Source organism: Saccharopolyspora sp. NPDC002686 (assembly GCF_040295745.1).
GTDB classification, from domain to species: domain Bacteria; phylum Actinomycetota; class Actinomycetes; order Mycobacteriales; family Pseudonocardiaceae; genus Saccharopolyspora; species Saccharopolyspora oryzae.
Genome location: NZ_JBEOVY010000032.1, coordinates 16,607 through 35,482, shown reverse-complemented (window position 1 = coordinate 35,482; position 18,876 = coordinate 16,607). Strand labels below are relative to the sequence as shown.

17 protein-coding genes and 1 pseudogene are annotated in these 18,876 nt (G+C 70.1%); 14 read left to right on the top strand and 4 right to left on the bottom strand.

Features of this window, described 5'->3' with window-relative positions; genetic code table 11:
- The first annotated feature begins 127 nt into the window (after window positions 1-127).
- Window positions 128-283: a hypothetical protein gene (locus ABTZ89_RS06850; protein WP_351041117.1), complete on the top strand. Its 156-nt coding sequence runs from the start codon at window positions 128-130 to the stop codon at window positions 281-283.
- 19 nt (window positions 284-302) lie between these two features.
- On the opposite strand, the gene ABTZ89_RS06845 is transcribed toward ABTZ89_RS06850, so the two are convergent.
- Window positions 303-1,160 (bottom strand): MurR/RpiR family transcriptional regulator, encoded by an 858-nt coding sequence (locus tag ABTZ89_RS06845; RefSeq protein WP_351041114.1) that lies wholly within the window; start codon window positions 1,158-1,160, stop codon window positions 303-305.
- 258 nt (window positions 1,161-1,418) lie between these two features.
- Window positions 1,419-2,549 carry a pyridoxal-phosphate-dependent aminotransferase family protein gene (locus ABTZ89_RS06840; RefSeq protein WP_270946594.1) on the bottom strand — a complete coding sequence of 377 codons (1,131 nt, stop codon included), beginning with the start codon at window positions 2,547-2,549 and terminating at the stop codon, window positions 1,419-1,421.
- A 257-nt stretch (window positions 2,550-2,806) separates the two neighbouring features.
- Here ABTZ89_RS06840 and ABTZ89_RS06835 point away from each other — a divergent pair, with 257 nt between their 5' ends.
- The 8 genes from ABTZ89_RS06835 (at window position 2,807) to ABTZ89_RS06800 (ending at window position 12,809) form a co-directional block, all read left to right on the top strand.
- Window positions 2,807-4,234, top strand: coding sequence for an MFS transporter (locus ABTZ89_RS06835; RefSeq protein WP_351041111.1), 1,428 nt, complete (start codon window positions 2,807-2,809; stop codon window positions 4,232-4,234).
- Window positions 4,231-5,409: a metal-dependent hydrolase family protein gene (locus tag ABTZ89_RS06830; protein WP_270946592.1), complete on the top strand. Its 1,179-nt coding sequence runs from the start codon at window positions 4,231-4,233 to the stop codon at window positions 5,407-5,409. Before ABTZ89_RS06835 ends, ABTZ89_RS06830 begins: the two co-directional genes overlap by 4 nt.
- A 279-nt stretch (window positions 5,410-5,688) precedes the next feature.
- Window positions 5,689-6,750, top strand: a complete 1,062-nt coding sequence (locus ABTZ89_RS06825) for an ABC transporter permease (protein WP_351041107.1) — start codon at window positions 5,689-5,691, stop codon at window positions 6,748-6,750.
- Window positions 6,751-6,780: 30 nt separating this feature from the next.
- Window positions 6,781-8,499: an ABC transporter substrate-binding protein gene (locus tag ABTZ89_RS06820; RefSeq protein ID WP_351041104.1), complete on the top strand. Its 1,719-nt coding sequence runs from the start codon at window positions 6,781-6,783 to the stop codon at window positions 8,497-8,499.
- Window positions 8,500-8,558: 59 nt separating this feature from the next.
- Window positions 8,559-9,560, top strand: a complete 1,002-nt coding sequence (locus tag ABTZ89_RS06815) for an ABC transporter permease (protein ID WP_270946589.1) — start codon at window positions 8,559-8,561, stop codon at window positions 9,558-9,560.
- A complete protein-coding gene (locus ABTZ89_RS06810; protein ID WP_351041100.1) occupies window positions 9,560-10,573 on the top strand; it encodes an ABC transporter ATP-binding protein in 1,014 nt (337 codons plus the stop codon). Before ABTZ89_RS06815 ends, ABTZ89_RS06810 begins: the two co-directional genes overlap by 1 nt.
- On the top strand, window positions 10,570-11,595 hold the full coding sequence (locus ABTZ89_RS06805; RefSeq protein ID WP_351041097.1) for an ABC transporter ATP-binding protein: 1,026 nt from the start codon (window positions 10,570-10,572) through the stop codon (window positions 11,593-11,595). Before ABTZ89_RS06810 ends, ABTZ89_RS06805 begins: the two co-directional genes overlap by 4 nt.
- A 5-nt stretch (window positions 11,596-11,600) precedes the next feature.
- Window positions 11,601-12,809, top strand: coding sequence for an amidohydrolase family protein (locus ABTZ89_RS06800; RefSeq protein ID WP_270946586.1), 1,209 nt, complete (start codon window positions 11,601-11,603; stop codon window positions 12,807-12,809).
- Between the two features lie 52 nt (window positions 12,810-12,861).
- Here ABTZ89_RS06800 and ABTZ89_RS06795 read toward each other — a convergent pair whose 3' ends face one another.
- On the bottom strand, window positions 12,862-13,266 hold the full coding sequence (locus tag ABTZ89_RS06795; RefSeq protein WP_270946585.1) for a nitroreductase/quinone reductase family protein: 405 nt from the start codon (window positions 13,264-13,266) through the stop codon (window positions 12,862-12,864).
- Between the two features lie 14 nt (window positions 13,267-13,280).
- Here ABTZ89_RS06795 and ABTZ89_RS06790 point away from each other — a divergent pair.
- Window positions 13,281-13,529, top strand: a pseudogene (locus ABTZ89_RS06790) (TetR/AcrR family transcriptional regulator C-terminal ligand-binding domain-containing protein); the annotation flags it as partial.
- Here the strand turns inward: ABTZ89_RS06790 and ABTZ89_RS06785 are convergent.
- Window positions 13,530-14,579, bottom strand: coding sequence for an Lrp/AsnC family transcriptional regulator (locus ABTZ89_RS06785; protein ID WP_351041089.1), 1,050 nt, complete (start codon window positions 14,577-14,579; stop codon window positions 13,530-13,532).
- Window positions 14,580-14,718: 139 nt separating this feature from the next.
- On the opposite strand from ABTZ89_RS06785, the gene ABTZ89_RS06780 reads away from it, so the two are divergent.
- The 4 genes from ABTZ89_RS06780 to ABTZ89_RS06765 all read left to right on the top strand — a co-directional run bounded on the left by ABTZ89_RS06780 (window position 14,719) and on the right by ABTZ89_RS06765 (window position 18,859).
- On the top strand, window positions 14,719-15,924 hold the full coding sequence (locus ABTZ89_RS06780) for a M20 metallopeptidase family protein (RefSeq protein ID WP_351041086.1): 1,206 nt from the start codon (window positions 14,719-14,721) through the stop codon (window positions 15,922-15,924).
- Window positions 15,925-15,990: 66 nt separating this feature from the next.
- A complete protein-coding gene (locus ABTZ89_RS06775) occupies window positions 15,991-16,836 on the top strand; it encodes a tryptophan 2,3-dioxygenase (RefSeq protein ID WP_351041084.1) in 846 nt (281 codons plus the stop codon).
- 42 nt (window positions 16,837-16,878) lie between these two features.
- Window positions 16,879-18,105, top strand: coding sequence for a kynureninase (gene kynU, locus ABTZ89_RS06770; RefSeq protein WP_351041081.1), 1,227 nt, complete (start codon window positions 16,879-16,881; stop codon window positions 18,103-18,105).
- A gap of 4 nt (window positions 18,106-18,109) precedes the next feature.
- Window positions 18,110-18,859 carry an alpha/beta hydrolase gene (locus ABTZ89_RS06765; RefSeq protein ID WP_351041078.1) on the top strand — a complete coding sequence of 250 codons (750 nt, stop codon included), beginning with the start codon at window positions 18,110-18,112 and terminating at the stop codon, window positions 18,857-18,859.
- The last annotated feature ends 17 nt before the right edge of the window (window positions 18,860-18,876 follow it).

Genomic DNA, 18,876 nt, shown 5'->3' with positions numbered 1-18,876 from the left:
GTGGGGCTGATCCCACCGCTCGATCCACGGAAAGGGGCAACAGATGACGGCACGCGGGCGTTGCCGCGGCGAGGTCCGCGTGCGGCGGTGCCATGGCGAGGTCACCTGGCCCGCGGGTGTCCGATCGGTGCTCCTGGCAGCCGGCCGGCTGGCGATCGGCGATGTCGAACTGCCAAGGCTCGGACTTGCGGTCGCCGAAGGAGAAGCACTGTCCGGCGTGGCAGAAGACGCCCTCATCGCCGAGGTCCACATCTCCCGCGACGAGCAGGGGACCGGCGGCTGACAGTTCCGGGAACCACCGCTCACCCGGATTCTTCGGAGAACAGCTGCAGTCCGCGCCACACGGAGTCCACCCGCTGTGCTGCTTCCTGGCTCCGCTCCGGGTTTCCGGCGGCCAGTTCCGCCGCCAGCCCGTAGGCGACGCTGGTCGCCGCGGTCATGGACTGCAGGTTCGCGACCCCTTCGGTCGGGATGACGAGCACGTGGTCGGCGGCTCGTGCCGCGGGGGACTTGTGGGTGTCGGTGATGACGCAGGTCGCGGCGCCGGCCGCCCGCGCCAGCCGGACGGCGGCGACGGTTTCCCGGTAGTGCTGCCAGAAGCTCCACGCCACCAGGCAGTCCTGGTCGGTCAGCGAAGCGAGGGCATTGGCCAGCTGCGGGCCGCCGCGGTCCTCGTGGGCCACGGGCAGGCCGCGGCTCTCGGCCAGCAGCGCGAACGCCGAGGCGGCGACCGCGTGGGTTCCGGAGGCGACGACGAGCGTTCGCCGCGCAGCCCGGATCGCCGCCACCACGGACCGGGCGGTGGGGAAGTCGAAGGAGTGCTCCAGGGACCGGAGGTTCTCCGCGTCGCGGGCGAACGCCGATGCCAGCATGCTGCCGTCGCCCGGTGAGGCGGGCTGCTCGTAGCGGTGCGCCAGGTAGACGCCGCGCAGATCTGCTTGCAGCTGCGGCCATCCGGGGTAGTCGAGCGTCTGGGCGAAGCGGACCACGGTCGCCCCGTTCACCTCGGCGCGTTCGGCGACCTCGGCCGCGGTGGCGTACGAGCAGTACGTCGGTTGGGTGGCCAGGACGTCGCGGACCCGCGCCGCTTTGGGGCCCAGCCGCGTCCCCGAGATCAGGTCGTCGAGCCACTGCGCGACGGTGGCGCTCTCACCGGTCATGCCGCCATTCTGCCCTGATGCATGAAGGCATGCATCGACATTTGCTTGCAGCTGTGCGTGCGGATGTTGTTCCGGCGGTGAACAGAGGGCCGCTGCCTCGGAGCACACCGTCGGTGTCCTAGAACCGACCACAGTGGACGCTGGGGAATCGTAGAACCCGCCGATGTTCTCAGGCTCTTGTGGTGCATCCGCGGGCGGTGGACCGGGAGGGTGCGGGGGAGCCAGGTGACCCCACCGCACCGCTCCGCGGTATCGCCGTCAGCGGCTGGCCTTGTCCAACCCGGTCTGGAGCCGGGCCAGGGTGCCCTCGACGTCGCCGAGCTTGTCGAGTCCGAACAGGCCGATCCGGAAGGTGGAGAAATCGGCCGGCTCGTCGCAGTGCAGCGGCACCCCGGCTGCGATCTGGATACCGGCCTTCTTGAAGGCGGCACCGCTGCGCAGCTCCGGGTCGTCGGTGTGGACGACGACCACGCTGGCGGCGGCGAACTCGTCGGCGGCGACCGAGGGGAGCCCGTGCTCGGCGAGGAGCGCCCGCACTCGGCTGCCGAGGTCGACTTGTGCAGCGCGGAGATCCTCGAGTCCGCGGTCGCGGGTCGCGAGCATGAGCTCAAGGTTGTGCGCGAGGGTGTCGGTCGGCATGGTCGCGTGGTACGGGGTCTGGCCCTGCGTGTAGGCGTCGGCGATCGACAGCCACTTCTTCAGGTCGGCGGCGAAGCTCGTCGACGTGCTGGCCTCGACCGCGGCCCGGCCGGCCTCGCTGAGCATGACGTAGCTGGCGCAGGGGGAGCCGCTCCAGCCCTTCTGCGGCGCGCTCAGCAGGACGTCGACGCCGAGGTCGGTCATGTCGACCCAGAGCGCCCCGGAGGCGATGCAGTCCAGGACCAGCAGGCCGCCGGCCTCGTGGGTGGCCTCGGCGAGGCGGCGGACGTAGTCGTCCGGCAGCACCATGCCCGCGGCGGTCTCGACGTGCGGCGCGAAGACCACCTCGGGCCGCTGCTCGCGGATGGTCGCGACGACCTCGTCGATCGGCGCCGGGTGCCACGGGGCCTGGTGCGACGAATCGGCCGGTCGTGCCCGGCACACCGCGTGTTCCTGGGCGATCGCGCCCATTTCGAGGATCTGCGACCAGCGGTAGGAGAAGAGCCCGTTGCGCACCACGAGGCAGCGGCGACCGGTCGCCAGCTGGCGGGCGACGGCCTCCATGCCGTAGGTGCCACCTCCGGGTACCACCGCGACGCTGTGCGCTCGGTAGGTGGTGCGCAGGACATCGACGATGCCCTGCATCACCCCCACGAAGCGCTGGGACATGTGGTTCAGCGAGTAGTCGGTGAACACCACCGAGTACTCGAGCAGGCCACCGGGATCAACATCATCATGAGGCAGAGCCATGCCCGTAGCCTGACACAGGCCGAGAACCCGGGTGCGGACAGCGCCTGGCCTCCCAATTTCGCCGACCGGGGCTGTTGGGATGGCGTGTTCTCGATGGTCTCCACCGCGGCCCTCCAGTCGTACCGGATTCCGGGGCCGGTTGCGCACCGCGCCTCGACCTTATGCATAAAGACATGCATCGACCCTTGTTTGCACATATGCGTGCAGTTATCGTTCGTTCTCGTCGAAGCCCGGCAGGGGCTTCGAGGGGAGGTGCCATGTCGGCCAGAACCTCGACGAGCGGACCCGCCCTGCTGGCCCGCCTCGAACGACTCCCGGTTTCCCGCCCGCACTTCAGGCTGATGTTCATGGGCGGTCTCGGGATCGCCTTCGACGGCATGGACGGTTCGCTGGTGTCCTACCTCCTCCCGGCGGTGACTCCGCTGTGGGGGCTCGCGTCCTGGCAGACCGGGCTGCTGGGCAGTGCGCTGCTGATCGGGATCATGATCGGCGCGCTGTCGGCCGGACTGGCCGGCGATGCGCTCGGGCGGCGGCGGATCATGATGTACGCGCTGGTCGTGTACTGCGTGGCCACGATCGCGGCCGCCTTCGCGCCGAACTGGCTCTTCTTCTTCGGGGCCCGGCTGATCGCGGGGATCGGGGTGGGCGCCGAGGCCGCGATCATCCCGGCGTTCATGTCCGAGTTCGTCCCGGGGCGGGCCCGCGGCCTGTTCGTCGGCTCCATCGCCGGGTTCTTCTCGCTCGGCTACATCGCGGCGGCGCTGCTGGGCAGCCTGTTCGTCCCGGCGTTCCCGGACGGCTGGCGGGTGGCGCAGCTGGTCACCGCAGCACCGCTGCTGATGCTGCTGTGGTGGCGCCGCGCGCTGCCCGAATCCCCGCGCTGGCTCATCGAGCAGGGACGGCTGGACGACGCCGAAACCGTTGTGGCGCAAATGGAATCCCGGGTCGAGCGGGCCACCGGAAAGCCGCTGCCGCCGGTCTCCGCGCCGCCCGCGCCGGAGGTGGCGAAGGCCCCGGAGCCGACGGGCGTGGCACGTCGCATCGCCGGGTTGTGGCGGGGTGGGATGGCCGGGCGCACCGCCGTGCTGTGGTTGCTGTGGATCAGCCTCACCTTCGCCTTCTACGGGTTCTTCACGTGGATCCCATCGCTGCTGGTGCAGCAGGGCATGACGATGTCGAAGAGCTTCGGCTACTCGCTGCTGATCACCACCGCCCAGGTGCCGGGGTACTACTCGGCGGCGTACCTGAGCGAGCGGCTGGACCGCAAGCGGACCATCGCCGGTTACCTGATCGGCGGTGCGGTCGCGGCCTTCCTGCTGTCGCAGGGCGGCGGCGACTCCCAGGTGCTGATCTTCGGTGCGCTGCTGTCGTTCTTCATGAACGGCACCTACGCGGCGCTCTACGCCTACAGCCCCGAGGTCTACCCGACGAGCGTGCGGGCGACCGGCACCGGAGCGGCCTCGGCGTTCGGCCGGATCGGCGGCATCGCGGCACCGATCATCATCGGCGCGTTCTACGCGTCGATCGGCTTCGGCGGGGTTTTCGCGATGGTGACCGGCGCGCTCGTGGCAGGTGCGCTGGCCGTGCTGGTGTTCGGCGTCAGCACCAGCGGCCGCACGTTGGAAGAACTGACCGGAACCGCCGCGCCCCCGCGCGGCGCCCAGCAGGAGGAGATGCAGGAGTGACCTCGCGAATCTTGTTCCGCAACGCGGCGGTGCTGGAGCCCCGCTCCGGTGAGCTGTTGCCGGATCGCTCGGTGGTGGTGGCCGGCGGCCGGATCGCGGAGGTCACCACCGAGCCGGTCCGGACCGGCGGTGCACCGGAGATCGACGTGCGCGGGCGGGTTCTGATGCCCGGCCTGATCGATTCGCACACCCACGTGACGCAGGTGAGCGCGGACTTCGCGGAGTTGAAGTCGTGGTCGCCGTACTACGCCGCGGCCCGGGTCGGGAAGCTGCTGGACCAGATGCTGATGCGCGGCTTCACCACGGTCCGGGACATGGGCGGTGCCGATCACGGCGTGGCGCGCGCGGTGGCGGAGGGCCTGTTCCGCGGGCCGCGCGTGCTGTTCGGCGGCCCGATCATCGCGCCGACCGGCGGGCACGGCCTGACCCGGATCTGCGACGGCGAAATCGAACTGCGGCGGGCGATCCGCGAGCAGATGGCGCTCGGCGCGCACCACATCAAGCTGACCGTGAGCGGCAGCGTGGTGTCCTCGATGCGCATCGATTCGCTCGGGTACTCGGAGCCGGAGATCCGCGCGGCGGTCGACGAGGCGAACCTCGCGCACCGCTACGTGGCCGGGCACGCCTACACGGCCGAGGCGGTGAACCGCGCGCTGCGCTGCGGGGTTCGCACCATCGAGCACGGCAACCTGATCGACGAGTCGAGCATCGAGCTCTTCCAGCAGCACCAGGCCTTCTACGTGCCGACGCTGGCCACCTACCACGCGTTGACCCGGGACGACGCGCCGCACGCGCTGTCCGAGGAGAAGCGGCGGAAGGTCGACGAGGTGATCGACGCGGGCCTGCACGCGCTGGAACTGGCGGACCGGGCCGGGCTCAAGATCGGTTACGGCACGGACCTGCACGGCGAACTGCACGACCACCAGCTGTCGGAGTTCAGCCTCCGGGCCCGGGTGCAGAAGCCGGTGGACATCATCCGCGCGGCCACGACCACCGGCGCGGAGATCGCCGGGATGGTGGGCGAGATCGGCGAGATCGTGCCCGGCGCCGCGGCCGACCTCCTGGTCGTCGACGGCAACCCGCTCGAGGACATCGGTGTGCTCACCGATCCCGAACACCGGCTGCCGCTGATCGTGCGCAACGGCGAGGTGGTGAAGAACCACCTCGCGGCGTGACGTCGGTTCGCCGCATCGCCGTCTTCATCGACGCGACTTTTGGGTATACCATCGCGCGAGAGTGGGTGGTCCAGGCTCCTGGTCGGGTAGTCGTCCAGGTCTGGACAACCCCTTCCTGTGGTGGTCTTGAATCGGTTTATTTGCCGTAATGACGGTACTTTTGGTTGTCCGGCTGGTCGGCGTCAGCGCCCTCGGGTGTCCGCAAAATTTTGGTATACAGGGTGCTTTTCTTGATGTACCGTCGCTTCACCTCGCACCTCTGAGCTACCGAGGATCGACATGCCGGATCCGCACGAGTCGCCGAGTCGACAGCGTCGCGCCAGCGCTGGCGGACAGGTCTCCACCCTGCCTCCACCGGACTCCGCGGCTGCGGAGGCGGCGGGCGAGATCGCCAGTGCGCGGTCGCTGCTGAGCACGGCGTGGCTCCGGATCCGGCGCAGCCGGATCGCCATCGGCTCGCTGGCCGTGGTGGTCCTGATGGTGCTGTTCGCGGCCCTGGCCCCGGTGCTGGTGGCCATCGAGGGCTCGGACCCGTTCACCACCCGGATCGGGCCGGACTTCCTGGACAACTTCTACGAGCCGGGTTTGCCCCTGCAGTACTACCGCTACCCGTCCGCTGAGCACTGGCTCGGGCTGGAGCCGGGGCTGGGGCGCGACATCTTCGCTCGAATGGCCTACGGCGCAAGGGTTTCGCTGACCATCGCGCTGCTGTCCACAGTGGTGTCCGTGGTGCTGGGCACCGTGCTCGGCGCTGCCGCCGGGTACTTCGGCGGCAAGGTCGACATGGCGATCAGCCGCGTGATGGACCTGTTCCTGGCGTTCCCGCACCTGCTGCTGGTGCTGTCCCTGACCCCGATCATGCAGTCCCGGCTGCACGGCACCGCCCTCGACACGGGCAGCCTGGTGCCGATCGCCTCGCTGGTGATCATCCTCGGCTTCTTCGGCTGGGCGTACCTGGCCAGGGTCGTGCGCGGCCAGGTGCTCTCGATCCGGGAGCAGGAGTTCGTCGAGGCCGCGAAGGCCTACGGGGCCTCCCACCGGAGCATCATCTTCCGGCAGATCATCCCGAACGTGATGGGGGTCGTGCTGGTCTACGCGACGATGATGATCCCCATCAACATCACCGCGGAAGCGGCGCTCTCGTTCCTCGGAGTCGGCGTCAAGGACCCCACCCCGTCGTGGGGCCAGATGCTCAACGCCGCCCAGGAGGGGAACTGGTACCTGTCCGACCCGTGGTTCCTGGCCGTCCCGGCCGGTGCGCTGGTGATCACCGTGCTGGCGTTCAACCTCCTCGGCGACGCGGTCCGGGATGCGTTGGACCCCAAGTCCTCCCGAAGCTGATCCACCCCTTCCCATCCGCGAGGAGACGCAGTGAGACGAAGCACCACGGTGGCGCTCGCCCTGACGGTGACCACCGGACTGGCCCTGACCGCGTGCAGCGGTGAAAAGCCCGCCCCCGGCGCAGGTTCGGGACCGGCGGACGACGCCTTCGCCCCGGTGAAGATCGCGGAGGGCTACACCACCCGGGGCGGCAACATCAACGTCCTGATGTCCTCGGACTTCCAGACCCTGGACCCCGGCAACAGCAACTACGTGCAGACCGCCAACGTGGGTCAGCTGTACTACCGCACACTGACCATGGCCAAGGAGACGGCCGGCCAGCCGCCGACCATCGTGCCGGACCTGGCGACCGACCTGGGCACGCCCTCCGCCGACGGCCTCACCTGGACCTACACCCTGAAGAAGGGGCTGAAGTTCGAGGACGGCACGCCGATCACCAGCAAGGACATCAAGTACGGCGTCGAGCGCACCTACGCCCGCGACGTCTACACGCAGGCACCGCAGGAGCTCAACTCCGCCCTCGCCGACGACGGGTACAAGGGTCCGTACACCGGCGGGGACTTCAAGGCGATCGACACCCCGGACGACAGCACCGTCGTCTTCCACCTCAAGCAGCCGTTCGCCGAGTTCCCGGCCCTGGTCTCGCGGTCGAACACGGCGCCGGTGCCGCAGGCGAAGGACGACAAGCTCGACTACACCGCCCACCCGGTCTCCTCGGGCCCGTACAAGATCGAGTCCTACGACCGCGGCCGCTCGATGAAGCTGGTCCGCAACGAGCAGTGGGACCCGGCCACCGATCCGAACCGGCCCGCCCTGCCGGACACCTTCACCTTCACCCTGTCCACCGCCCAGGCCACCATCAGCCAGCAGCTGATCGCCGACTCGGATCCGACGGCGATCACCCTGGACAGCAACGGCGGCCTGCAGGCCTCCGACGCGGCCAAGCTCAACGAACCCGAGATCAAGGCCCGCACCGCGGCAGGTCTGCTGGGCTGCACGGACGTGCTGGACTTCAACACCGAGACGATCCCGGATCCGCAGGTGCGCAAGGCGATCGCGCTGGCCATCGACCGGAACGCGATCCAGCTGCAGTACGGCGGAGCCCGGTTCGGCAAGCTGGCCCAGTCCTACATCAACCCGGCCCAGCGCGGGTACGTCGAGCAGCACACCGACCTGGACCCGGCGGGCGCGCCGAAGCTGGACGAGGCCAAGAAGCTGTTGGCGGGCAAGGAAGTCCCCAAGACCCTGGTGTACGGCTACGCCGACTCCAGCACCCGGTACAAGAACGTCGGCACCGTGCTGCAGCAGGACCTCAAGGCGCTCGGGATCGACGTGCAGCTGCGTCCGATCCCGGCCGCCAACTACTACACGACGCTGGCCGGTGACCAGATGCCGGACATCGCCCGCAGCGGCTGGTGCGGTGGCGCGGACAGCGGTTCCGTGCGCACCACCGTCGACCCGAACGTGGGGCCGAGCCTGGACGGCAAGACCTACGGCTTCTCCAACATCCCGCGGTACTACGACCCGGAGATCTCCGGCGAGATGTACCGGCTCCGCGGCGAGAACGGGTCGAGCCAGGAGCTGGGCGAGAAGTGGGCGACCCTGTTCGACCGGTCCATGCAGTCCTACCCGCTGGTCCCGCTGGTGCGCACCTTCACCAACAGCGTGGTCGGCTCGAAGGTCCGCAACGCGCAGGTGGGGTACTTCTTCGGCAGCATCGACCTGTCGATCGTCGGCGTCGAGCGGTGACGGTCGCGGTACGAGGGAGGTAGAGCGGTGAGTCCATCCCGAACTGGCAGGTCGCGCCCATGACCAGGTTCGTGCTGCGGCGGTTCGTCGCGATGATCGCGCTGCTGCTCGTCATCAGCTTCGTGACGTTCAGCTTGTTCCAGCTCGGACCGGCGGACCCGGCCGCGGCGGCGTGCGGGCAGGAGTGCACTCCCGAGCGCATCGCCGAGGCCCGCGTCGCGCTCGGGATGGACAAACCGTTCTTCAGCCAGTACTTCGCCTACATGTCCGGGCTGCTGGGCGACCGCGCGGTCGGAGCACCGGGCACCGAGACCCTGTGCTCCTGGCCGTGCCTCGGGAAGTCGTTCCAGACCAACGAGGACGTCACCACGATCATCGGGCGAGCCCTGCCGTACACGGTGTCGGTGGCCAGCGGCGCGATCGTGCTGTGGACCATCGCCGGCGTCGGGTTGGGCCTGCTGGCGGCGCTGCGCAAGGGCCGGCTCACCGACAAGTTGATCGTCGGCGCCGCCTCGGTCGGGGTGTCCCTGCCCATTCCGGTGACCGGTCTGCTGCTGCTCCTGGTGTTCGTCAGCACGCTGGAGCTGCTGCCGTTCACCACCAACGAGATCGTCTCGCCGTTCGGCGCCGCGGGTCCCGGCGGCTGGTTCCTGAACTACCTGCTGCCGTGGGTGGCGCTGGCGGTGCTGTTCAGCGCGCAGTACATCCGGATCACCCGCAGCAACATGCTGGAGACCTTCGGCGAGGACTTCATGCGCACCGCCCGCTCGAAGGGCATGACCCGGCGGCGCGTCGTGTTCAAGCACGGCGTGCGGGCCGGGATCACGCCGGTGGTCACCATGCTCGGGATGGACATCGGCGTCCTGCTGGGCGGTGCCGTGCTCACCGAGCAGATCTTCTCGGTGCCGGGCATCGGGTTCACCGCGGTGCACGCCGCGCAGTCCGGTGACCTGCCCGTCACCATGGCCATCACCATGATGGCCGCGTTCTTCATCATCGTCGCCAACGTCCTGGTCGACGTCGCCTACGCGGTGATCGACCCGCGAGTGAGGGTCGCCTGATGACCACGCCCGAAGCAGCGCCCGTGCTGGCCATCCGCGACCTGCGGGTCAGCTTCCCGACCGACGACGGCGTGGTGCACGCGGTCAACGGGATGGACCTGACCCTGGCGCGCGGGGAAACCGTCGGCATCGTCGGCGAATCCGGTTCCGGCAAGACCGTCACGACCCAGGCGCTGATGGGGCTGCTCAAGGACACCTCGGCCAGCGTCACCGGTCAGATCTTGTTGGACGGGCAGGACCTCAACGCGCTCACCGAGGCCCAGATGCGCGCCTACCGGGGCAAGAAGATCGCGATGATCTTCCAGGACCCGCTGTCGGCGATGCACCCGTTCTACCCGGTCGGGGTGCAGATCGCCGAGGCCTACCGGGTGCACAACGCGGTGTCCAAGAAGGCCGCGGCGGCGATCGCGGTCGACATGCTCGGCCGGGTCGGGATCCCCGATCCGCGGCGCCGGTACGCGGCCTACCCGCACGAGTTCTCCGGCGGCATGCGGCAGCGCGCGATGATCGCCATGGCGCTGGTCTGCGAGCCCGAGCTGCTGATCGCCGACGAGCCCACCACCGCGCTGGACGTCACAGTGCAGGCCCAGATCCTCGACCTGCTCAACGAGTTGCAGGCCGAAACGGCGACCTCGGTGATCATGGTGACCCACGACCTCGGCGTGGTCGCCGAGGTCTGCCACCAGGTCGTGGTGATGTACGGCGGGGTGCACGTCGAGCAGGCCACCGTCGCCGAGCTGTTCAGCTCCCCGCGCCACCCCTACACCCGGGGACTGCTGGCTTCGATGCCGACGTTGGTGGGGGAGTCCGAACGGCTCGAACCGATTCCGGGCGTCCCGCCGTCGCTGCTGGCGCTGCCCGGCGGATGCCTGTTCGCCGACCGCTGCCCGGAGGCGCACCGGGTGCCGGACAACGCCTGCGGCACCCGCCCGCCGACGCTGGTCGGCCCCGACGAGCACCCGTCGCGGTGCCACCTGGAGACGCTGCCCCCGGCCGGAGAGGTGGTCCGATGACGCCGCTGCTGCAGGTCACCGACCTGACCAAGCACTTCCCGATCCGCTCCGGCGTCTTCTCCGCCACCGGTGGTGCGATCAAGGCCGTCGACGGGGTCAGCTTCTCGATCGACGCCGGGCAAACCCTCGGGCTGGTGGGGGAGTCCGGGTGCGGCAAGTCGACCACCGGCCGACTGCTCATGCGGTTGCTGACCGCCACCTCCGGCAGCATCCGGCTCGACGGCCGGGAGATCGCCGAGCTCCGCCGGTCGGACCTGCAGGAGTACCGGCGCCGGGTGCAGATGGTGTTCCAGAACCCGTCCTCGTCGCTCAACCCGCGGCAGTCCGTGGGCAGCGCGATCGCGGCACCGCTGCTGGCCCAGCGGATCACGCCGCCCGGCGGCGTCAAGGCCAAGGTGCGGGACCTGATGGACCGGGTGGGGCTGCGCCCCGACCACTACAACCGCTTCCCGCACGAGTTCTCGGGCGGTCAGAAGCAGCGGGTGGGCATCGCCCGGGCGCTCGCCCTGGACCCGCAGCTGATCATCTGCGACGAACCGGTGTCCGCGCTGGACGTCTCGGTGCAGGCGCAGGTGATCAACCTGCTGGAGGACATCCAGCGGGACACCGGGGTGGCGTACCTGTTCATCGCGCACGACCTGTCGGTGGTCAAGCACTTCGCCGACCGCGTCGCGGTGATGTACCTGGGGAAGATCATGGAACACGGCGACAGCGCAAGCGTTTTCGGCGATCCGAAGCACCCCTACACCCGGGCGCTGCTGTCCGCCGTCCCGCAGCCGGACCCGGCGGCGGACCGGAGCGGGCGGATCCGGCTGTCCGGCGACCTGCCCAGCCCGGCCGACCCGCCGCGCGGCTGCGTGTTCCAGTCCCGGTGCCCGGTGTACCCGTTGCTCGACCAGCAGCGCCAGCGGTCGTGCACCGACAGCGCGCCGAGCGGCGACATCGCCTGCCACCACACCGAGGCAGCCGTGCCAGGGTGGACCGTTCCTGCCGAACATCCTTGTAGCGCAACAGAAAGGTGACGACCGTGTTGATCCGCGACGTCCGCCCGTGGGGTGGCGAGCGCAGCGATGTCGAGCTGGACGGCGATCGCATTGCGGGGATCCGCCCGCACGACCCGGCCGCGCAGCCGGACGGCGAGGTGGTCGAGGGCCGCGGTCGGCTGCTGCTGCCGTCGTTCAGCGATGTGCACGTGCACCTGGATTCGACCCGGATCGGCCTCCCGTTCCGGCCGCACACCGGCGGCCCCGGGGTGTGGACGATGATGCTCAACGACCGGCGGAACTGGCGCGACGCGGAGGTTCCGCTGCCGGAGCGGGTGGCCGGCACGCTGGAGCGGATGATCGCCCGCGGCACCACGCGGGTGCGGTCGTACGCCCAGGTGGACGTGGACTGCAAGCTGGAGAAGCTCGACGCCGTGGTGGCCGCGAAGGAGAAGTTCGCAGCTCAGGCCGAGGTCCAGATCATGGCGTTCGCGCAGGCCGGCATCCTCCGCGAGGAGGGCACCGCCGACTACCTGGAGGCCTCGCTGAAGGCCGGAGCCGAGGTGATCGGCGGCATCGACCCCTGCACCGTGGACCGGGACCCGAAGGGGCACCTGGACGTCGTGTTCGGGCTGGCCGAGAAGTACCAGGTGGAGGTGGACATCCACCTCCACGAGCCGGGGCACCTCGGGGTGTTCTCCACCGATCTCATCCTCGAACGCACCCGGGCGCTGGGCATGCAGGGCAAGGTCACCATGTCCCACGCCTACGAGCTGGGCTCGGTGTCGGAGTCGGTGAGCCGGCGCATCATCGACGACTTCGCCGAGCTGGACATCGCGATGGCCACCGTGGCACCGGCGGGCCGGAACCCGCTGTCCTTGGAGGCGCTGACGGAGGCGGGCGTCCGGGTGGGGCTGGGCGAGGACGGCCAGCGCGATTACTGGAGCCCCTACGGCAACTGCGACATGCTCGACCGCACCTGGCAGCTGGCCTTCACCAACAACTTCCGCCGCGATGACCTGATCGAGATGTCGCTCGCGGTCGCGACGATGGGCGGGGCCTCGATCATGAGCCACGACGTCCCCCGGCTCGCCGGGATCGCCGACCGGCCCGGTCTCGCCGTCGGCGACCGCGCCGACCTGCTGCTGGTCGACGGCGAGACGCCGACCAGCGCCGTGATGGACCGCGGCACCGACCGCACCGTCCTGCACGACGGCGTGATCGTCGCCGACCAACTGGCCCTGGTGAGCTGAGCCCTCCGGCCCGCTGCCGCCCCCAGGTCGGCAGCGGGCCGGAGGGCGGTTTCTAAGGCGGCGGATCCAGGTCGATCCGCACTGTCATCAGGTTCGTGCCGAGGAGCCGGACCATCGTGCTGTTGAGCCGCGGCAGCTCGCGCAGGCGTCGGCGGGCGTCGTCCTCGGGGAGCAGCACGGCGGTGCCGCTCCGCCAGATTCCGTTGTGCTGCAGGCGAACCCTCGGGTCGGCCTCGATGTTGCGCACGTAGTTCGACGACTTGCCGTGGTCGGACACCAGCCAGAACGTGTCACCGGTCAGCGCGCCGCCGATCGGGGTGGTGCGCGCGAGCCCGGACTTCCGGCCGGTCGTCTCCAGCAGCGCCTGGCCCGGCATCCGCCCGACGACCCGTCGCATCACCGGGTTCGCCAGGTGCCGGTGGAGGACGTTCACGAGGCGGCGTTTCCGTTCCGACACGGCATCCCCTTCCGAGGTTGTCAATGGCCGAGGCGCTGTGCGACGAGCACGCTGCGGAACTGCTGCGCGAGTTCACCGCCGGTCGCCGGGAGGAGCTGAGCGCGGTCCTGGCACCTTGGGTGCCCGCCGCTGAGCTCGATCTCGCCGTGGACCAGGCGTTCGGAGTTCTCTGGTACCGGTTGCTCCTCGGGCACGCCCCGGTGGATCGCTCGCCGGCACGAAGTCTCGCCGCCTTGCTCGTGCGGCAGCTGCAATCCGCCTGATCAGGCCCGGATCGGGTCCGACCAGATGTCCATCGGGACGATGTGGGCGCTTCGCCCGGCCGGGTCGAGGATGCGGCCCATCCGCTTGATGAACCGGAGCACCATCACCTGGTTCAGCACCCGCAGCCTGGGGGCCACACCGGCCAGCCGGGAGTCCACGGAGGGTGCCTCGTGCATCGAGCGGGCCGCGATTCCCAGCAGGAGGTTGGCGTCGCCACCGGAGGTGCTCATGCACACCCGCAGGCCCGACATCCCGCGCACCAGCGACGTCGTCGTCTCGGTGTCGTCGGGGTCGATGCGGCACCAGAGCCACAGCGCGATCGGCCACCCGGACAACGATTGCGACGCGTCGCAGCGCAGCGTCACGATCTCGCGTGCGATCAGGTCGTCCAGCCGCCGGCGCACCGTCGTCAGGCTCAGGCCCGTTCGGCGGCCGAGGTCGGCCAGCGACATCCGGCCGTTCTCGCCCAGGCAGAGGATGAGGTTCCGGTCGGCGGAGTCCAGCGGGCGCCGCGTGGTGCGGGCCGGCTGGGGGCGGTTCTCGGCGGTCAGCCGTGCGATCTGGGTGGCGTCCAGCATCTTCAACTGCCACTGATCGCCTTGGGTGTGGGCCTTGGTCACCACGTGCGTCCGCGTGGACCGGATGCCGGGGACGGCGCCGAGCTCGTCGAGCAGGAACCGGGACAGCGAGGCCAGGTCGGCCACCGCCACCAGGATCTGGAGGTCGTGGTCGCCGCTGGTGTGCTCGATGCTGAGCACGTGCGGCCAGCGCGCGAGCAGCTGCGCGGTCTCGCTCGTCCTCGCCGTGGCGCAGTTGACCTCCACCACCGCCAGGCACGCCTCCGGTGACTGGTGCCCCGTCGGGCGACCGGTCACCCATGCCGCGCCGGAATCGCTGAGCCGCTGCCAGCGCCTGGCCGCGGTCACCGGGTCCATGCCGAGGGCATCGCCGACCCGGCGCCAGGTGGCCCGCGGATCGACCTGGAGGCAGTTGATCAGGGCCATGTCGAACTCGCTCAGAACGGTGGATTCCTGCGCGTTGACGACCATGACGAAAGAATCCTTCGATTTCGATCGATGAGCCGGTGCCTAGCGGCAGCCTGGCACATCGCCGGGCGAGATCAAACCGCGCGCGGTCGGACGCGGACGCAGGCAGCCGGAACTCGATGATCATGAAGGTTGCGGGGAAATGAGCACGAGCACTTCTTCGGCAGCGGAGTCGCTGCAGGTAGACCTCCTCGAACTGCGGCGCGCGCTGCACGCCGAGCCCGAGGTGGGGCTCCAGCTGCCGCGCACCCAGCGCAGGGTCCTCGACGCGCTGGCCGGGCTGCCGCTGGAGATCACCTCGGGCGAGCGGCTCAGCTCGGTCACCGCCGTGCTCCGCGGCGGTCGCCCCGGCCCGCCGGTGCTGCTGCGCGGGGACATGGACGCGCTGCCGATGACCGAACGCACCGGCTCGGCCCACGCCTCCCGCATCGACGGCGCCATGCACTCCTGCGGCCACGACCTGCACACCGCGATGCTGGTAGGTGCTGCCCACCTGCTCTCGTCGCGTCGGGAGGAGCTGGCCGGCGACGTCATCTTCATGTTCCAGCCGGGGGAGGAGGGCTGCGACGGCGCGGGGAAGATGATCGACGAGGGCGTTCTCGAAGCCGCCGGTCAGCGCCCGGTCGCGGCGTACGCGCTCCACGTGCTGTCCTCGCGGCTGCCCAACGGGGTGTTCGCCAGCAGGCGCGGGCCGATGCTCGCCGGCGGTGACGTGCTGAAGGTCGGCGTGCGCGGCAAGGGCGGCCACGGGTCCGCTCCCCACCTGGCGCGCAATCCGATCCCCGCCGCTTGCGCGATGGTGGGCGGATTGCAAGCGCTGGTCGCCGATGCCGTCGACCCGTTCGACCCGGCGGTGCTGACCATCGGCGCGATCCACTCCGGTACCGCCGGGAACATCATCCCCGAGCAGGCCGTGATCGAGGGCTCCCTGCGCTACTTCTCCCCGGAAGCACGCGACGCGCTGCGCGACCGCTTCCGCCAGGTGTGCTTGTCGACGGCCCTCGCGCACGGCGTGGAGGCGGATCCGGAGGTCATCGAGTACGTCGCGGCCACGGTCAACGACGACGCGGAGGCCGACTTCGCCGCAGAAGTCGTCGGCGATCTGCACGGCACCAACCGCTTCCACGCCTTGGAGCACCCGTTGACCGCCGGCGAGGACTTCTCCCGCGTCCTCGAGCAGATCCCGGGCGCTTTCCTGATGCTCGGCGCGTGCCCGACCGGGGTCGACCCGGCGAAAGCACCGGAGAACCACTCGCCGTACGCGGTCTTCGACGACGGCTGCCTCTCCGACGGTGCCGCACTGCTCGCGGAACTGGCCGTCCGCCGGCTCGCCCGCACCGCGGCCTGACCAGCTGATCCGGATGCCCGAGACCCGGAACCCCGGCCGAACCGCACGACCCACGAGGTGAACCCCATGACCCAGAACCTGCGCAACATCGAGCAAGGCGTGCACCGGGATCTGCGCGCGGAGACCACCTACGGCGGATATCTGCAGCTGGACCGGCTGCTGGATGCGCAGCAGCCGCTGAGCGAGCCGCCGCACCACGACGAGCTGCTGTTCATCATCCAGCACCAGACCTCGGAGCTGTGGTTCAAGCTCGTGATCCACGAGCTGCGCCGGGCGATGGCCCGCATCGCCGACGACCAGCTGCGCCCGGCGCTGAAGTCGTTGGCCCGCGTCAAGCACATCCAGCGCCAGCTGTTCGAGCAGTGGGCGGTGCTCGAAACCCTGACGCCGAGCGAGTACGCCGAGTTCCGCGGTGCGCTCGGCCGTTCGTCGGGGTTCCAGTCGGCGCAGTACCGGACCGTGGAGTTCCTGCTGGGGAACAAGAACGCCGAGATGATCGACGTCTTCGCCCACGACCCGGCGGCGCGGGCCGAGCTCGAGGACGCTCTGCGGGCGCCCAGCCTCTACGACGAGTTCCTGCGGTTCCTGGCCAGGGCCGGGCACCCGGTTCCGGCGGAGCTGTTAGGAAGGGACGTCAGTGCACCGCACGAGTTCCAGAGCGCGCTGGTGCCGGTGCTCAAGGCGATCTACGAGAACGCCGACCAGCACTGGGAGGCCTACGAGACCTGCGAGGAGCTCGTGGACGTCGAGGAGAGCTTCCAGCTGTGGCGGTTCCGCCACCTCAAGACGGTCAGCAGGATCATCGGGTTCAAAACCGGCACCGGCGGGTCCAGCGGTGTGCCGTTCCTGAAAGCCGCGCTGGACCTGACGTTCTTCCCGGAGCTCATGGCGGTGCGCACCGAGATCGGTTGACCCGCGCCCGCACCCCACCGAAGCAGAGAGGACCCCGCACCGATGACCCCCACCCTCGAGGACGCCCGCCGGTTCGACGCCGAGGACCCGCTGTCCGGCTTCCGCGACCGGTTCGTCGCGCCCGACGACGAAGGGATCGTCGCCTACCTCGACGGCAATTCCCTCGGCCGACCGCCGAAAGCCACCTTGGCGAGGCTGGATTCGCTGGTGCGCGGTGAGTGGGGCACCGGGCTGATCCGCTCGTGGTCGGAAGGGTGGATGGAATTGCCGGTGCAGGTGGGGGATCGGCTCGGTGCGGCTGCGCTGGGTGCTGCGCCCGGCCAGGTCGTGGTCGCCGACTCCACCAGCGTGTGCCTCTACAAGGTGCTGCGCGCGGCCGTCGCGCTGCGCCCGGGACGCACTGAGATCGTGACCGACCGGCACAACTTCCCGACCGACAACTACGTGGTGCAGGGCGTCGCCGACGAGCTGGGGCTGGCGGTCCGGTGGATCGACAGCGACCCGGAGGGCGGCGTCACCGCCGAGGAGCTCGCCGCGGTGCTGTCGGAGCGGACCGCGGTCGTCGTCCTGTCGCACGTGGCCTACCGGTCGGCCTTCATCGCCGACATGGCGGCGATCACCGAGCTCGGCCACTCGTGCGGCGCGCTCGTGGTGTGGGACCTGTGCCACAGCGTCGGCTCGGTTCCCGTCGAGCTGGACGCGCTCGGCGTGGACTTCGCGGTCGGCTGCACCTACAAGTTCCTCAACGCGGGCCCTGGAGCACCGGCGTTCGTCTACGTCCGCGCCGAGCACCAGGAAGCGTTCCGGCAGCCGATCTGGGGCTGGATGGGCAGCGATCTGCCGTTCGCGATGGAGCACGGCTACCAGCCCGCGGCCGGCGTCCGCAGGGCCTTGTCCGGGACGCCGCCGATCACCGGCATGGTGGGCGTCGACGAGGGCGTGGCGCTCGTCGCGGAAGCCGGCATCGACCGGATCCGGGCCAAGGCGGTCGAGCTGGGGGAGATGGTGATCGAGCTGGCCGACGAGTGGCTGGTGCCGTTGGGAATGCGGGTCGCCTCGCCGCGCGACGCCGAGCTCCGCGGCGGGCACGTCACCGTGGCGCGCGCGGATGGGGAGGAGCTCTCCCGCAGGCTCATCGACGACGGCGTGATCATCGACTTCCGGCCGCCGGACGGGATCCGCATCGGGCTCTCGCCGCTGACCACCTCCTTCGCCGAGACCTGGCAGGCGATGGACGCGATGCGCCGGATCGCCGCCGAGGGCCGGTGAGGCGATGACCGAACCCGACGTGCTCGTCCGGCCGGCCCCGGAGCCCGACCGGACCGTCGCCTACGGCCCGGCCCCGGAGCACCTGGCCGACGTGTGGCTGCCCGCAGCGCAGTCCGGCAGGCCGCTGGTGCTGCTCGTGCACGGCGGTTTCTGGCGCCCGGCCTACGACCGGGCGCACACCCGGCCGATGGCCGCGGCCCTGCGGGACGCCGGATGGCCCGTGGCATCGCTGGAGTACCGCCGCGTGCCCGGACATCCCGACGTCACCACCGGCGACGTGCGCCGGGCCGTCGAAGTCCTGCCCGGGCAGGCCGGTTCCGCCGGAACTGTCCTAGTTGGACATTCCGCTGGCGGTCACCTCGTGCTCTGGGCCGCGGCGACGTGCCCGCCCGAAGGTCTGCTCGGGACCGTCGCACTGGCCCCGGTCGCCGACCTCGCCCTCGCCGAGCAGGCCGACTTGGGGCGCGGAGCGGTCACCGCATTCCTAGGCGCCGCTGCGAACACCCGCCGTGACCTCGATCCGGTTCGGGGGTCCAGCCCCGCCACCCCGGTCATCCTCGTCCACGGTGCTGACGACCACGAGGTACCGCTCGACACGAGCAGGTCCTACCTGCGAGCGCACCCCGCCGCGAGCCTCGACGAGCTGCCCGCCACCGGGCACTACGAGCTGATCGACCCGCTCGCGCCGGCCTTTGCCCGGCTCCTCAACGCCCTCGACCTGCTGACCCGTCAAGACAAAAAGAATACTCTTTAGCTTTTCCTGGAGACGAA